At 44.5% G+C, this 16,987-nt stretch carries 8 protein-coding genes; 4 read left to right on the forward strand and 4 right to left on the reverse strand.

Annotated features, from left to right (window positions below; genetic code table 11):
- The first annotated feature begins 27 nt into the window (after positions 1-27).
- Positions 28-2,190: a 5'-nucleotidase C-terminal domain-containing protein gene (locus tag ACFQ1X_RS10565; RefSeq protein WP_144840851.1), complete on the forward strand. Its 2,163-nt coding sequence runs from the start codon at positions 28-30 to the stop codon at positions 2,188-2,190.
- A gap of 577 nt (positions 2,191-2,767) precedes the next feature.
- On the opposite strand, the gene ACFQ1X_RS10570 is transcribed toward ACFQ1X_RS10565, so the two are convergent.
- Positions 2,768-4,138, reverse strand: coding sequence for an O-antigen ligase family protein (locus ACFQ1X_RS10570; RefSeq protein ID WP_144840850.1), 1,371 nt, complete (start codon positions 4,136-4,138; stop codon positions 2,768-2,770).
- 119 nt (positions 4,139-4,257) lie between these two features.
- Positions 4,258-5,211, reverse strand: a complete 954-nt coding sequence (locus tag ACFQ1X_RS10575) for an acyltransferase (RefSeq protein ID WP_379082515.1) — start codon at positions 5,209-5,211, stop codon at positions 4,258-4,260.
- A gap of 407 nt (positions 5,212-5,618) precedes the next feature.
- On the opposite strand from ACFQ1X_RS10575, the gene ACFQ1X_RS10580 reads away from it, so the two are divergent.
- The 3 genes from ACFQ1X_RS10580 (at position 5,619) to ACFQ1X_RS10590 (ending at position 11,983) form a co-directional block, all read left to right on the forward strand.
- Positions 5,619-6,950 carry a S1C family serine protease gene (locus ACFQ1X_RS10580; RefSeq protein ID WP_379082474.1) on the forward strand — a complete coding sequence of 444 codons (1,332 nt, stop codon included), beginning with the start codon at positions 5,619-5,621 and terminating at the stop codon, positions 6,948-6,950.
- 125 nt (positions 6,951-7,075) lie between these two features.
- Complete coding sequence (locus tag ACFQ1X_RS10585; RefSeq protein WP_144840847.1) at positions 7,076-8,095, forward strand: acyltransferase; 1,020 nt, start codon at positions 7,076-7,078, stop codon at positions 8,093-8,095.
- Positions 8,096-8,392: 297 nt separating this feature from the next.
- Positions 8,393-11,983 (forward strand): S8 family serine peptidase, encoded by a 3,591-nt coding sequence (locus ACFQ1X_RS10590; protein ID WP_144840846.1) that lies wholly within the window; start codon positions 8,393-8,395, stop codon positions 11,981-11,983.
- A gap of 339 nt (positions 11,984-12,322) precedes the next feature.
- Here the strand turns inward: ACFQ1X_RS10590 and ACFQ1X_RS10595 are convergent, their stop codons facing one another.
- Both ACFQ1X_RS10595 and ACFQ1X_RS10600 read right to left on the reverse strand, forming a co-directional pair.
- Positions 12,323-13,045 carry a C40 family peptidase gene (locus ACFQ1X_RS10595; protein WP_144840845.1) on the reverse strand — a complete coding sequence of 241 codons (723 nt, stop codon included), beginning with the start codon at positions 13,043-13,045 and terminating at the stop codon, positions 12,323-12,325.
- 403 nt (positions 13,046-13,448) lie between these two features.
- Positions 13,449-16,136, reverse strand: coding sequence for a CDP-glycerol glycerophosphotransferase family protein (locus ACFQ1X_RS10600; RefSeq protein WP_144840844.1), 2,688 nt, complete (start codon positions 16,134-16,136; stop codon positions 13,449-13,451).
- Positions 16,137-16,987 lie beyond the last annotated feature (851 nt).

The raw sequence follows: 16,987 nt of genomic DNA on the forward strand, positions 1-16,987 counted from the left end.
CTCAAAAAAATTTAAGGATGGTGTCTAATGAAAGGGAAAATGTTCAAATCAGCTGTTGTTGCTGCGTTGGCAGTCAGTGCGGTCGGTATCCAGTCTCCATTAGCTGCAAATGCAGCAGAAGGGGATTTCAACCTGACAATCATGCACACGAATGACACGCATGCAAATCTGGACAATATCGCTAAGCGAGTGACTTTAGTGAACCAAATCCGTTCGGAAAACCCGAACAACCTTTTGCTTGATGCGGGTGATGTTTTTTCAGGAACACTTTACTTTAATGCTTTTGAAGGAGCTGCAGATCTCGAATTCATGAATTATATGCAATATGATGCCATGACGTTCGGCAACCATGAATTTGATCTGGGAGCCAATGAAGATGGACATACAGCTTTGGCTGAATTTGTCGGCGGAGCGGATTTCCCGTTCGTGGCGGCGAATGTGGACTTTTCAAACGATGCATTGTTTGATGGGTTGCAGAATGATACTTATGAGGAAGATTTCAATGATGGTGAAATTTACAACGGCATTATTAAAGAAATTGATGGCGAAAGAGTCGGGATTTTTGGTTTGACTACTGAGGAGACTGCAGTTATCTCGAGTCCTGGCAGCGTTACATTCTTGGATTATATTGCTGCCGCAAATGAAGCGGTTGCTTCTTTCGAAGCAGCGGGCGTAAACAAAATCGTCGCATTGACACATATCGGCTACGATGATTCGGCTGAATATGATAACGATTTGCTTCTTGCTGAAGGCGTGGAAGGCATTGACATCATCGTCGGTGGCCATACGCATGTCACATTGGACGAACCATACGTTTACACGGGCAACACAGACCCGACGATAATCGTTCAGGCAAACGAATACAATAAATTCCTTGGTCAATTGGACGTGACTTTCGATGAAAATGGCGTTGTCACTGCCAATTCCGGCCAATTGCACGAAGTAAGTGCAGCAGAAGCAAACACGGAAGCGGCTGCATTGCTTAAACCTTATGCAGATGAAATCGCAGTATTGAAAAACACATCAACTGGTGCAGAAGCATTGGTGCCGTTAAATGGCACAAGAGGACTTGGAGGTATTCGAACTTCCGAAACCAATCTGGGCAATCTGATTGCTGACGGTATGCTTGCAACAGCTCAGCAAATCGATTCTGAAACAGTAATTGCAGTTACAAATGGCGGTGGCATTCGAGCTTCCATCGATGCAGGTGATATTACGATGGGGGAAGTATTGACAGTGATGCCATACGGCAACGCGTTGGCAATCATGAACCTGACTGGCGCAGAGCTCCTTGAAGCCCTTGAGCATGCTGTAAGAAACTATCCTGCTGAAAATGGAGGCTTCCTTCATGTAGCGGGTATGTCTTTCAATTTTGATCCAGCAAAAGCTGCAGGTTCAAGAGTGGGAGAAGTTAATGTGGAAACAGCAGACGGTCCTGTAGCATTAGATCCTGCAGCAAACTATAAAGTAGCGACAAACACATTTACCGCTAAAGGCGGGGATGATTTCGATTCATTCGGAGCGGCGTACAAAGATGGCCGCGTAAGTGAGCCTGGCAATATCGATTACGAAATGTTCGTGGATTATATCACTTCCCTTGATGAAGTAAATCCTCAAACCGAGAATCGTATTAACCCGACCTCTTCACCATTTACAGATATTTACAGTGTCTGGTCAAAAGAATACGTTGATGATCTATATTTCCGTGGCATCATCAAAGGAACGACTGACACAACATTCTCCCCACACCGCCATTTAACCCGTACGCAGGCAGCCTCCATTATTGTCCGTGCGTTGGACTTGGATACGGAGAATGCTGAAGAATCACCATTCACGGATATCTCAAGAATTGCTGAAGCAACTCAAAAAGAAATTGACGCGGCTTATGAAGCAGGTCTTGTGAATGGCATCGAGAACGAATTTATGCCATATAAAAATGTAACGCGTGCTCAATTCGCGCTCATGCTGAACCGTGCATTGGAATATGTTGGTTATGATTACGAAATGGCTGAATTGGCGCCTTTCAATGATATTCAAGAATTTGCTCCAGAAACGAAAGAAGCCATCACTATGCTTTATGATTATGAAATTGCAATAGGTATTGGAGACAATTTCCTTCCGAAAAACTCAACAACTCGCGGCCAGGCTGCAAAAATGCTTTCGGTTTTCATTGAGAATTTCGAAGAGTAGAGGTTGAGAATTTAAATGAAACCGCCGGAAAACTCATTCCTTAATGAGCTTTTCCGGCGGTTTTTACTATTATATAAGTTGAACTAATAATTTTTAATAATCGATATTCCGCAAAACAACTTCGCTTGCCAAAACCCGTGCTCCTGTCTCTGCATCGCTTCGCTAGCTTCGAGACATGAAAAACCGTTGCATCGCTGCGCTAGCTTCGTCGCAAAGACTCGGCCGAACTCCCTTCGGCCAACTCTTGGCTCGCGCTGAGCTAACTCGGTCTCGTTTCACTTCGCCCGAGTGGATCTCAGCACTTCGCTTGGACCCCTGGGCGTCTTCGCTGTTTTGCTCCATATCTAAGTAATTCTTTCAGCTCCGGGAGCCAAGAAGCGCTTTAGCGCCTCCTTGGCAACAAGTTTGAGCAGGAGCATAATTAGCACTGTCCATAGCTTCGAAGCAATATACAATTGCCAATTCTTTAATTCAACTTATATAGCTATTTTTTTTGCAAATTACCGGTAGCCATTTATGAGTATAAGAAAAGCCCGCTCATCCGAAATGAGAGGGCTTTTCTTAATGCTTTATTTTATTACACATTCCGACTTGCTTTACTGCCTGTTTCATCTTCTTCAAACCCGTCGTCATTTTCTTCACGCTCTGCGAGAACTGCCAGGAGGGCAATTCCGATAACCAGATATATACTGACGCCAGGGGCAAATATAACATGCCCGGCTATGAAGGAAATACCAAGTATCAACACAATAGACAGCAGTATCGAATACATGAAGCTATTTTCTTTTCGCGCAATTATACGATTCCAGATAGCTTGTGCTATTGTGACCGCTGGCTTAAATAATACAACGATCGTCAGCAATAAACCTATTATGCCAAAGGAAAAGAAGTAATCGAAGAAATCCATCTCCGTAATCTTTGGCTCATCTTCATAATTAGCTGCATAGCCCAGTCCGAAGGCCATTCGTGCAGGTGCAGATTCCACGTATGCTTCGTAATGCTGAATGACAAACAGATCTCTGGATGACACAATACTTGTAATCACCGGGTGGCTGATTTCTTTTAATCTTTCAAACTCTTCCATTTGCTGCACTTGTTCAGTATCGTACATAGTTTCCCGATTTTCAAATCTAACTTCCCTTGCTTCAACATCTTCCCGGACGTTTTCAATATTTTGAACCGCAGGGGCTTGGCTGATGGTAACAAGCAATAAGACTAACGGGAGAAAAACGACAAAAAATGGAGCGTTCAATCTGAATCGGTTCTTAGTCAAAATATAAGCAGAAAAGATGAGAAGAACAACGATAATGGAACCAAGCGACACTTTGGTGCCTATCAAGTATGCCGCGCATACCGCAGCTAGCACAGTAACGATTCCCAACCAGCCTGTCTTCTTTTTATACATGCCCCAAATAGCTATTGGCACAAGAAAAGCGACTATTGCTCCAATTTCATTGGCAGCGTTGAACCAGCCAATTGTTCCTTCGTAGAATTCATTGTAACTTTCGAAAGAAATATTAAAGGCAGTAGGGATTATGATGAAAGCTGACACAGCCAATAGATTAATTGTCAGCAACTGAACGATCTTATCTCTGGTTAACCAATTGTTTTTTATAAGTATGTAAAAAACAAAGAATAATTGAATGGGATAAGCGGTCTTGGCGAGAAATTCGGCTTCCGCCATAAAACTGAAATTGTTTTTCCAGATAAAGTTCACAATGAAATTAAGTGCAAGAAAGACGTACACAGCAATATTCAACAGCAGCAACTTTTTTTCTTTATGTTGAATAAAGTAATTTATTGCGAAAAATAAGGCTATTGCCAGGAAAACCATCCGAACAACTACACCGATCGTAATTGGAAAATCGAAATTTTTTAATATGAAATTAGTAGCTACATCCAAAAATGGCTGCAGCAGAATAAAGTAAATCCAAATATTTCTTTTCAAAAACTCACCTCTATTTTTCTCACCTTATTTTATATCCTTTCTATACTTATTTCAATTGTTAATAATATTTTTCTGCAATAATCTCAGAAAATATTATTTAACGGATAAAATAATTTAAATTAACTTGCTTTCCAGAACAGGACTGCTTTTTTGGGGAGTTTTCCAAACAGGTAACTGGAGTAAGCCATAAAACGATGGAATCCCCATATAGTAAAATAGCAAATGACGATCACTAAAACGTAATGCAGTATAAACATTGCGTGCCAGGAAAGCCCAGAGTCCTGTAGCGGCAAATACATATTGATTCGGGTAATGATAAAGGGATGAACCAGATAGAATCCGAACGAATAATATGCAATTCTTTTTACTTTTTCTACATTCGAGTTCTTGAAATTCTTTACAAGCTGTTCGGATAGGAAGAAGAAGAAAATTCCGCCAACCATAAGGAAAGCCAGATTCAACAACTTTTGCATTTCGGGGGAGATGATATTTACGCCATGGAAAATACTTTCATAACGGATAAGGACATCTAAAATCCCTGTCAATAAAAACAGGAAACCGAATAAGGCGCTATTGAATTTTGTAGCCTGCTCAGCAACCTTTTCATAATGAAGACCAATCCAGGCACCCAACAAAAATGGACTTAAAATCGTAAGAAACAAAGGTCCACTTGTGAAGCCGTATTTTAAATTTAACAGATAATAGCCAAACTCTGCCAATACTCCAAAAATCCACAGATATTTTCTTAAAAGAGCAGACTTTTGAATAATGAGTAGAAAAATCGGGAACAGCAGATAGAATTGTACTATCAGCGAGATAAAATGAAGGTGATACATGCTTTTCCCTGTCAGTATATTGCTTATAATGGTAGGTATATCAAATTCGCGTGTATTAAAATAGAGTGCATCCACTTCATATATTAAAGACCAAAGTATGTAAGGTATTAAAATATAAACAACCCGACTCCTGAAATACTTGAGCAATTCTGACCCTGTCATGTCGCGTTTTCGGTAATTGTAAAAAAAGACAATCCCAACAAGCATGATGAAAAGGCCGGCTTCAATCCTGATAATCCTGTTTAAAAAATGGTAAGCTTCGTGTTATATCGTATCCACTGCAAACAATTGATTGAATGGAGAGGTAATATGGACAAGTACAACCATCATCATTGCAAATACTCTAATAAAATAGATGGATTTTATTTCTGCCTTCAAATAATCCCCCCTTTATCTGCAGGAAAACAGTAACTATGTATTTTTTATTTTAAATATCCAAAAAACATCTTATCATATTTTGCGAAAAAGAGGGTTTAAATCAAAAACAAAAGCTTTGAATTCCATTTCTATTTATCAATAAAATGATAATAACATCAAATTGTAATCTATTGAAATGTTTTTGAAACTATACATACACCCTATACGTCTATATAATAAGCAATGAATCAGAAAAGAGAGTTGATGAGATGAACAGCAGAATAAGTATGAAAAAGAAAGCTCCCAACAAGGCCTTTTTGATCCTTGTTTCGATATTATTTTTGGCAGTGCTTGGCATTACCCTGGCTGTATATTTCCCGGGAAATGATGAGGTTGCGGAATCCGCCACGGAATCTCTGGAACAAACATCTTTTGAAGGCAGAGGTTACGACAGTCCATTCAAAATAGATGCAGAGAAAACCCTGGTTCCTGAAGACAACCAGGAGTCGGAAGGCAGCGTTGACGATCTGAGAGATGAAGACGATCAGCCCGAAACCTTGCCGGATGAAGAAGTAACTGAAAGTGGCGAGGCTTCAGAAAGCGCTGCGGAAGAAGAGGAGAAAGAGCAGCCGGTAAACCTTGAAACCCTGATTGCTAATTCAATATCCTCGGTTTACACCATATATACAGATCTGGAACAAGGCTCCGGGTTTCTCTTCAATGAGCAAGGCGATATTGTCACAAATGCACACGTGGTAAAAGATGCCTCCTATGTAACTGTTATGGGCAGTGACGGAGAATTTTATGACGGACAAGTTGTCGGTGTTTCCAAAACAACGGATATCGCATTGATCCGGGTGATTGGCCTCGAAGGAAAGAAACCTTTGGCGATGGAAGAATCAGAGGCTACTGTAAACACGCCGGTTTTCACACTTGGAAGTCCGGGGAATGTAAACAACACATCCACTATCGGTGAAATTACGGCAGTCGGAAAAGATTTCACAGATGTTTATCAATACGATGGCCTCTATGAAATGACAGCGGAGATCAAGCAAGGTTCAAGCGGCGGCCCGTTGATTTCTGCCCAGACAGGTAAAATTATCGGCATCAATTCAATCGTTCTGACAGACGATCCGAAAATCGGCTATGCAATTCCATTGCATACAGTGATGCCGCAATTGGAAGAATGGGCGGCAAAAGATCTGCCCGTTGAAGAAGAAGCGGAAGTTGTAATGCCGAATATTGAAGATGCTTATCTCAGTGAAGAATTGCTGCGAAACTTCATGACTGATTTTTATGATCTGATCGCGCCTTCACTCGAATACCAGGAAGGGCATTATTACAGATACTTCCTGCTTGAAGGCAGCCAGGCTGAAACAGCTGCGGTGGAAATGGTCGAAGGGATGAAATCCGAGAACCGGACATTCCAATCTGTAGAGACTTCAATTTCTGATGTTGAAATCCATGATGACCGGGCAGAAGTCTTTATTTCTGCAAACTTCACATTTATTGACCCGGCAGATGATAAATTGGTATCCATCAGCCATAGCTATGTCTACGAAGTGGTAATTGACGAATTTGGGGATTACCAGATTCAATCGATGCGCAATCAAAACTAGAACAAGCGACGGGGGCATCATGCCAGCCGTCGTTTTTCTATGGATAGTTTCACTGGATGGAGCCAAGGGAATAAGTCAGTACAGGTTTCAGCCCATTACAAAAATTCATCTTTAAAGGAGCCCCTATGGCAAAACGACACGATTATATGGACTGGCTGAGGGTGATTTCAATCTTCGTCGTAGTCGGCGTCCATGTTGTATCCAAAATTATTAACACCGGCCATACCGATCAATGGGAATGGCAATTCGCCAACGCCGTCGATTCAGCAATACGTTGGTGTGTCCCGGTATTTTTCATGCTGAGCGGCGCATTGCTGCTGAACATGAAAAGGGAAGACCCGATTGGGGAATTCCTTAAGAGGCGGCTGACGAAAGTCATCATTCCGCTGGTTTTCTGGAGCGGTGTCTATATTGCGTATAATATTTTTGAGCAAGGTGATTCCTACACATTCGGTGAAATGCTCATCCTGATTTTCACTGACGACGTATATTACCATCTCTGGTTTATGTACGTCATAATCGGCCTATACATAATGGCGCCATTCCTGAAAATACTGGTTAACAATATGAATCAGAAAATCTTCTTATATTTTCTGGCCATCTGGTTCCTGTTCAATGGCCTCGTGCCTTTCACCCAGAAGCTATGGGGCTTTGAACCGGCACTCGATCCGGGTTTGTTCCAGCCTTATATCGGCTATTTTCTGCTCGGTGCTTACCTGGTAATCTATCCGCTGCCGAAAAAGGCTTTGTGGCCGCTGTTCGGATTATCCGTTGCCTCCTATCTGGCAACCGTTTATGGCACACATTACCTGACAGACCAGAAGGGGGAACTCGATGAATTTTACTACGAGCATTACCGCCCGACCCACATGGCCATCTCGGTGTTCCTGTTCACGCTGTTTCAGCAGCTGGAGCCGCGCATCAAACCGAATCCCCTCATTACGCAACTCAGCCTGGCGACGCTCGGCATCTATGTGATTCATCCGCTGGTGCAGTTTTATCTGAATAAATTTTTCAATATCAATGAAACGACTGTCAATGCATTAGTGGGTGTCCCTCTTGTGTGGGTACTGATTTTCGCCATTTCATTTTTCATCATCTGGTTTTTGAAAAAGGTGCCGGGAGCGAAACATATTTTGCCGTAGTCCAAAATTTACTATTTCCAGCAGTTCCCATATGTTCCCTGTGTCAGGCACATTTATGACTACTTACTATTTAGGATATAAATACCAAAACCGTATCTATTAACCTTTGGGGTTAGTGGATACGGTATTTTTTGTATTCAATTGCAGTGAATATACTGAATCGTCTCTGACACAGGGGCGTTATTTTAAACAGTAAAATATAAACATTTTATACATTCTATCCAATTTAATGCTATCATTAAAAAGTCGTACAATTCTGATTTGTATGAACAAAAAATCGCAAAGGGGAAATGGGAATTGTCAAAAACCAATTTTACAAAATACTTAAGCGCCATTTTTGCTTTAGTCCTGGCATTCTCTCTGTTGTCGCCGTTTTCGGTATCAGCTGAGCAGAATCTTTCTTTCAAAGACAGCCAGCAGACGCAAAGCGAAATGGAAGCCAAAGCAGCAATTGCTGACCAGCTGCGTGTAATCGACGGCAAGCCGCGTCTGCACGACACGCTGCAAAACCAGTCAGGCGAGGAAGAAGTGGATGTCATCATCCATTTATCCGAAAAGCCGGTGGGACTTGAGCGGGCAATTGTTAAATCAAAAGGCAAGGCATTCTCGAATGCTAATAAAACAAAAGTGAAAAAGAATGTCAACGCCCAGCAGGCAACTGCTAAAAAAGAAATGCGCGCATTAAAGCTATTAGTGAAAGAAGGATATTCGTATGACACGGTGCTGAACGGTTTTGCAGCGACAGTCAAAGCGAAAGATCTGGAGAAGCTTTTGAACATAAAAGGCGTTACCCTGGTTGAGCCGGATGCGGAAGTCCATGCAATGGAAGCTCCTCCCAGCTCAGACGAAGGAAATGTTGAAGCAGCGATGGATAACAGTATTTCCTTCCTTGGCATAGAACCGCTATGGGCAGAAGGATTTGAAGGGCAGGGCGTAAAAGTTGCCGTGCTTGATACGGGAATCGACGCGGACCACCCGGAATTTGAAGGGATCTATAAAGGCGGGAAGAACTTCGTCCTGGACTCATCTACATATGCGAAACCTCGCGCTGATGATGACGCTTCGGAAACACTGCCATCTGAACGGCCGGCAGGAACGCCGGAATTCAACGCAAACGGCAGTTCTTTCTATACGTCACACGGCACGCACGTAGCAGGAACGATTGCTGCGATCGGCGCCAATGAATTCGGCATCAAAGGAATCGCGCCGAAAGTCGACCTGTACGCTTACCGAGTACTCGGTGCTTACGGAAGCGGCTCGACATCCGGAATTGTCGCGGCAATTGAAGAATCGGTGATCCAGGAAATGGACATCATCAATTTATCACTTGGCGGAGGAGCCAATTCGGAAACGGATGCCGGTTCATTCGCGATCAATAACGCAATGCTGTCAGGCACAATCGGTGTCCTGGCAACTGGTAACTCTGGACCGAACCGCGGCACGATGGGCACACCGGCAACGGCACGCCTGGGAATTGCGGTAGGGAACACGACCAATCCTGAATCAATGCATGAGGGAGCAGTCAATATTTCAGCTGGAGACTATCAATTATCGAAAACAATCGATTTGATGGCGACAACTTTCGGCGAAAACCTTTCAGAGCAGCTCGCTGGAGAATATGAAGTCATTGCTGTGCCGGGAGTCGGAACACCGGCTGATTTTGAAGGGCTGGAATTGACAGGCAAAGTGGCATTGATCTCACGCGGCGAAATCGCGTTTGTCGATAAGATTGCCGCAGCGAAAGAAGCGGGAGCGGTGGCGACCATCATCCACAACTTTGCTGGAGGATCCAACGCACCGGAAGCTTCCGGAATATTCCTTGGGGATGCTTTTGAATTCCTTCCAACATTTGATATGTCACAGACAGACGGTGAAGCACTGCGTGCGGCACTGGCTGAAAATGCTGGGACCATTTCTTTTGACGGATTTAACAGCGAATTGACCAGCGGCGATGAAGTGAACGATTCCAGTTCACGCGGGCCGTCAACACCGAACTTTGATATCAAACCGGACGTAAGTGCGCCGGGTACGAATATCATGTCCACAATCCCGATGTACAAAACGGATTTCCCGGATGCCACATACGATGAGGCTTATACACGGAAAACCGGAACATCAATGGCAACACCGCATATTGCAGGAATCGCGGCATTAATTCTGCAGGCTAATCCGGATTGGAATGCATTTGATGTAAAAGTCGCATTGTCCAATACGGCTGAAATTCTGGACACTGAAAAATACGATGTCTTTGCGCAGGGTGCAGGACGCGTCAACGCTTATGCGGCAGTCCATCCGCAAGCTCTCGCATATGCTAAAGATGAAGCAATTGTGGACGAGGCTGGCACGGTAGCAGATAACATTAAAGGAACTGTCACTTTCGGTCCACAGGACATTTCAGAAAGCGACGTTTCAGTGAATAAAAAAGTGTTAGTCAAAGACGTTGCCGGCAATGGCGGCAACTATGACGTTACTGTCGAAGTGACGAAAGGATTTACCGGTGCGAATGTATCGGTCGACCAGGATTCATTTGATTTGAACGGCGAACAATTATTGAATGTTAACCTGACTGCAGAACAAAATGCAGAAACGAAACCGGGCGATGAAATTCTCGGTTATATTCACATCACAAATGGTGATTATGAAATTTCACTTCCGTTCGCGGCTGATTTTGGCGGAGCAGCAGCAACGATTGAAAACATGAGCATTACAGAAACGGACCTGTCATTCGATGGTGACGGAGTACAGGATTCTGCTCTATTGTCATTTACCTTGACGGGTGATGTGACTACAAACTATATCGAATTATGGGATTTCATGAACCCGACAGGAGGAACACGGGGTGACGGCTATATCGGCAATCTCCATGCAAGCGCGGCTCTTGGTGCAGGATCCTACACATTACCTGTAGCCGGAGAGTATCAGCCATGGGACGGATCTGCCGCAACAACAATTCCGGATGGCCTTTACACAATCGATTTCAGCGGACAAGCGCCTGCTGGTGTCATAAGTGATTATGTCGGTCCGGTTGTTGTCAAAAAAACAGCACCTGAAATTGCGGGCACTGTTGAAGACGGTCAGGCAACTGGCCAGGTTGCAGATAAATACATCGAGTACAATGTCGAATTGGCTCTCTATGGCTTGGACTATGACCTGAATGAAAAACTGGATGCAACGTACATCACAACTGAAAATGGTGAAACTTCCGAGCCGGTCCAATTCGACCTGGCACAGGATGGTTCATTCACATTCCCTGTAACAGATGCGACAACTTCAGTAACAGTCGTTGTAACTGATGCAGCAGGAAATGTCGGGGAAGCATTGATCTATGAAAGAGAAGAAGCTGAACCTGTCGTCACAATGTTAGCAGATCCAGCTGAACTTGAACTGGTAATCGGAGACAGTGAGAAAGTAACAGTTACGCAAACAACAACACCTGAATTCGGAGATCCTGTTACGGAAGACGTATCAGCGGACGCTACCTACACTGTAGCTGATGAATCTGTCGTTTCAGTTGAAGACGGACTGGTTACGGCGAACGGCGAAGGTTCAACAACCATCGCAATCACTTACGGTGATAACGAAACAACTGTAAATGTGTCGGTGACAGCTCCTGAACCTGAACCGGAAGACAACACAACATTGAGTGTCAACAAAGAAAAGTTGACGATCAATGGCAAAAAAGGCAAAGTGACCGTTTGGCAGGAAACTGTCCAACCGAATGGCAAAACGAAAAAATCAAATGTCACAAAAGATGCTGTGTACACAGTAGCTGATGACTCGATCCTTTCCGTTTCAAACGGCCTGGTAACTGCCAAGAAATCAGGTTCAACAACCATTACGATTTCTTATGAAGGTGACGAAGTTACAGTAGATGTAACTGTTCGTTAACAGATATCTCGCAACACAAAAAGGGCATCCATTAATTTGGATGCCCTTTTTCATGTGGTCGAGAAAGCGATATCTTTTACAATCATTTCGCTCCAGGCGGACGCTTTCTGTGGGGAGCGACCTCGTCTATTTCTTTATAAAAAGTAAGCTGAGATATGGAGCAAAACAGCGAAGACGCCCAGGGGTCCAAGCGAAGTGCTGAGATCCACTCGGGCGAAGTGAAACGAGACCGAGTTAGCTCAGTGCAAGCCCCCAGGCAAGCGAGCTGTTTTGCGGAATATCGGTTTAAACAAAAAAGGACACCCAATTGAATGGATGCCCCCGCCTTACTGTTGGTGCTTATCGTCTGAAGCTGTGGAATTTCGGGCCCCAGTAAGAATTGTCTAGGCTGACAACTTCCGCTTTCGATCCGCCTGAGTGGACGAACTGGTTATCGCCGATGTAGATTCCCACGTGCGAGATGCCTGCACGGTAAGTGTTGGCGAAGAATACAAGGTCGCCAACTTGTGGAGTTGAAACCGCTGAAGTTTCAGCAAACTGTGTCAACGTTGTGCGTGAAAGGCTTTTGCCGTTTTGCTGGAAAGCATATTGCGTGAATCCGCTGCAGTCAAAACCGGCTGTAGACGTGCCGCCGAAAACATAAGGCGTGCCGCGCAATGCCATTGCAGTAGAAACAACTCCTGAGTTAGATGCAGTAGCTGTTGCAGAAACTTTCGAAGTTGCCGGTGACAGCAATGTGCTCAAGATCCAGCCGGATGTGCCGTTGACATTGATTTTGTACCAAGTCTGGCTGCCGTATTTCTTCTGGTGAGTCGCTGTTACTTTCGTGCCTTTGTCAGCCACTAAAAGGCTCTTATTTACAATGCCCGCATCCGCGCGGACGTTAGAATTATATTGTAAGACAAATGTGCCGGATTTGGCACTTGCCTGGTTGCTTGATACTTGCTGAACCGACTCTGTTGCCGGTGAAGTTGTTGGTGTCGGAGCTTCTGCCCCTGCCGCTGAAATAGTCCCTGAAAACATCATCGTACTTGCGAATAAAGTGAAAACTAATTTTCTCATTATTTTTCCCCAATCATATGTTTGATATCCGTGTCCAGTCATAGTAAATTTTTGTTCTGATTTCACTATAAAGACTGAAGCTTTGTAATACAAGGTCAGACCTATTTCAATAAGGTTACAATTGTATATCAGAATAACTCGTAAAATTCAGTCTATTTAGTGCCGTTACCGAAAAACGGCTATATACCGGGATTTAACAGCAATCCTTATAAACCGGAAGTTAGATAAATTAAAAACGGGCAGTCCATCCGCATGATACCATTATTATAGAAAAACATAGTCATACAGCGAGTATACCTTCAGTTCTATGCACGAATTATATTATAAACATGAAAAGGGGGACCTGTGCCCAATAAAAAAGAGAACCCCGCAAAAGGGTTCTCTTCAAAACTATATGACTCTATTATTTCACTTCATCGCCCTCCACCACGACCTCAGCCTCAACACTGTCAAGCAGGCCGGCTACATGCTCATATATACGCCGGCAATTGTTCTGGTCCTGATATTTGATGATGCCAGTGATGTCCACATCAAAATTTGCAAAGTCCTGAACAATTCGGTCTTCGATAATGCTGACCAGTTCCTCCTCATGGCCTGCAATCCCGCCGATGAACGTTTCATCAATCGGCCGCAGGATGCCGCGCCGGAAAAAGCGGTCCACATCGAAATGATAATAAACAACCGGTTTTTCGAGCAGCGTAAAGTCGAAACTGACACTGCTGTAATCCGTCACCAGAAGCGCATGGCGGATCAGCAATTGCTGTACCGTCACCGAGCCGAGCTGGATAAATTTGATCCGTTCATGCATATCCCGCTGGCTGTGCTGAAAATAGTTCTGCGCCCGGTAATGTGGATAGAAATACAAATTGATTTCGTATTGATCCAGCAAGCCGAGCAATTTCTTGTTCTGGATCAGGTTCGTATACGCCAGGTAATACTCACTCGCCAAAAATTGCTCGTCGGTATTGATCCAGTCCCGCCACGTCGGCATCAGCAAAATATCCCGCGGCGGCTCCTTCTGCACGAGCCGGTCAAAACGCGCAAGCCCGGTGACAATCACTTCCGCGTCCGAATACCCCATCTCTTCCATGACCACTGTTTCTTTCTCCGGCTCGGAACTGACGACAAACTGATGGAACGGCAGCTCGTAATTGCGTTTATGGTACTCGACATTCTTCCGTCCAAGAACACCGTGCTGCAGGAAAATCCGCTTGGTATTCTCGTAGCCGAAGGAGCCGCGTGCCGGTTTATACGGCAGGATATTCTCGATGTCATGCGTACACAGCAGCACGCCCGCGCGGAAAGCGACATCGAAATGCTCCGGCGAACCGAACACCAGCACATTTTTCATTTCCTGAATCGGCTCGTAATCGAGGCTGTCTTCCTCGATGACATAATAAGCCTCAACATTCGTATTCTCAAGCAGCCACTGAAACAGCACAATGCCGTTATCCTGTGCCGTATTGCTGCGTTCGCCAACAAGCCACACATTCGGATCTTTCACATTTATATCTTCCGGTATCCGGATATCCGCCGGAATGGTGAAGGTCTCGATCTTCAAATTATCAAATGGGGTCGTCGTGATCATGAAGTGATGATCGTTTCCCTCATCATCCTGCAGCACCTTATAACTGTAATAATTATCTTTCTTATAAACGGCTTTCCGGTATTTGATCTTTTCCTTGCGGATCACGCGGCCGTCAGCCGTCTCTATGACCACAAATAAGTCGAAAATGGTTTTTTCTCTGCTCTTCAGGGCGATCAGATCCCAATCCGCCAGGCCGACGGTGAAGTTACCAGTGATCGGCACCGATCTGGATTCCAGCGACAGCCGGTCTTCAAGCAGCAGGTAGGCCGTCGAATCGATGAACTCGTCCGTCGAACCGATGACCCCTTCCAGCCGGAATCCGTCGATATCGCTGATCGCCTTGCGCAGTTTCGGGCGTGACAGCTTCAGCCCGAGCGATTTGTCTTTTCTCTTATAGAAACGCAATTTCACATATTGGGAATCGGCGATCACTTTAAACCGCACATCGGTCTGCCGCAGCTGGCCACCCAGCCGGAACTGAGACACTTTCGGTTCCTCACTTTGCTGGATGAGGAAGAAGCGCTTCGCGAATGGAGTCGTGAAAAAGTCTTCCAGGGGAATGTTGGTGTGCAAAGAGCCGTCGCGTTTGATAAGAGGATAAGTTCTGGTCCGTCCGCTTTTCGGATCGTCCATCAATAACGCGTACTCTGCCTCTGCCGCTTGAGCGTCAGGTGACAGAGAGAGGGCAAGATGGAAGGAGCCGTCGTTGAGGTTCTCGATTTTCACTCCATCCGGGCGAACGGCATTCGGCCGGACCCCCAGGTAAAAAGAATTCGCGCGTCTGATGGGGCGGATCTGGTGGCGGAGGGAAGAGAACCCTTCAGCTTCACTCAAATCCAACCGGAGCGGATGCAGCGTTCCATCCAGCAGGACGAACAAGCGCCAGATGCCGATACTGAGCTTGGAAAAATCCCGGACAATCAAGCGTCCCGATGTTTCGTCCGGTTCGCCGTGCAGAATGACGAACTGCCGATTCTTAAAGCCATAAATTTCAGTCGCATTACCGGCTACCGCCACAGGAATGTCCAGGTCCAGTTCGAGGCAGTCATAACCAAGCTTTTCAATTTCGCTGTAAACTTCCTGTCCCGAAAAGCGGAACTCGGAGAACCGGTGGCTGATCTGCAGGTTCCTTTTCACCCGCGTCGTCAAATAGCGCTCATTGACCAGCAGGCTTTCATTGAAATCACCTGCTTTATAAGAAGGGTGCTCCGTCAGCCAGGCCGCTTTATTATTGATGAAAACTTTCACTTTGGCGCCGGTTTCAATGGTTTCCAGAAGCACGAAGGGGATATAAATCCTGATATTATCGTTATCCATCAATTCAGTGGCAACCTCGACGATTTCTTCATCGTTCCAGAACTCTGCGTGAATCTCTTTGAAAAACAGGAAATTTGTCAGGGAGATTTCAAATACCAGGTGTTCATCCGTCAGGTAATGACGCTCGACCTGTGCTTTCTTGACCAAATAATTTCTCATTCGTTTCAATGTCCTCGAACCGATCATTGCCTCATCCCCCTCGTACGCAAATCATTCCTGTCATAAATTAAATAATTATTCAAAAATCTTATTATTAATGAGTATAATGCAACAAGTAGTCAATATTCAATCAAAAAATCAATTATTTATGATTATAATATGCTAAAAAGACTAGTAAAATAGGCTGCTGACGGTTATACTTATTTTGATAAATAGAATAAGGACTTAAAATATAGTCAAAAGGAACTAGAAACGGAGATGAGGAATGTGCACCCTTATCAGCAGTATATAGATAAATTGGAGATAGAACACAATCGAAGCGTGCAGGATATAATTTTCGATTATTATATCACGCAGGATGAAGGGCCATCGGTCACGGCAAGAGAGCTGGGAATTCCCCGAAAAGCAGTCCTGCATTTCATCCATGAGTACAATATGCGCCCGATCAAACATCAAAACATAAAAAAAAAGTAGCGAACTAGGGCAGTAGTCAGCCTGCCGGATCGCTATCGAACCACTTCGAAGCCGGGAAAGAGGGTTTTGGGGTGGTTTTTGGTATGGGGAGAGAAGAACTATCCGAGACAAGACATAAATGGATGCTTTTCGCAGGCGATAAGCGAAAAGAGAGGTAGGGCTTGGGTGTTTGGGATGTTAGGGTGAAGAAGAGGCAAATTCAAGTAAACGAATTACCACTGTACTCATAAACCTTCTACATATGAACTAGCCTATTCTCGCGCCCCTGTGTAATTCACAATTTGAGGAACAATTGTGGCTTTGCCGAGTATCCCCATAACCCCAAATACCCCCCAAAAAAAGAGGGATGCAGCATTAGCGCTGCACCCCTCAAAAATATCTTTTTCTGTTTTGGATTCTCTAAG

Source organism: Metaplanococcus flavidus (genome assembly GCF_042675885.1).
GTDB classification, from domain to species: domain Bacteria; phylum Bacillota; class Bacilli; order Bacillales_A; family Planococcaceae; genus Planococcus; species Planococcus flavidus.

What these genes read in the sequence shown, in the direction of transcription:
- ACFQ1X_RS10565 (WP_144840851.1), top strand. Translation starts at nt 28, where the DNA reads ATGAAAGGGAAAATGTTCAAATCAGCTGTTGTTGCTGCGTTGGCAGTC.
- ACFQ1X_RS10580 (WP_379082474.1), top strand. Translation starts at nt 5,619, where the DNA reads ATGAAAAAGAAAGCTCCCAACAAGGCCTTTTTGATCCTTGTTTCGATA.
- ACFQ1X_RS10585 (WP_144840847.1), top strand. Translation starts at nt 7,076, where the DNA reads ATGGCAAAACGACACGATTATATGGACTGGCTGAGGGTGATTTCAATC.
- ACFQ1X_RS10595 (WP_144840845.1), bottom strand. Translation starts at nt 13,045, where the DNA reads ATGAGAAAATTAGTTTTCACTTTATTCGCAAGTACGATGATGTTTTCA.
- ACFQ1X_RS10600 (WP_144840844.1), bottom strand. Translation starts at nt 16,136, where the DNA reads ATGATCGGTTCGAGGACATTGAAACGAATGAGAAATTATTTGGTCAAG.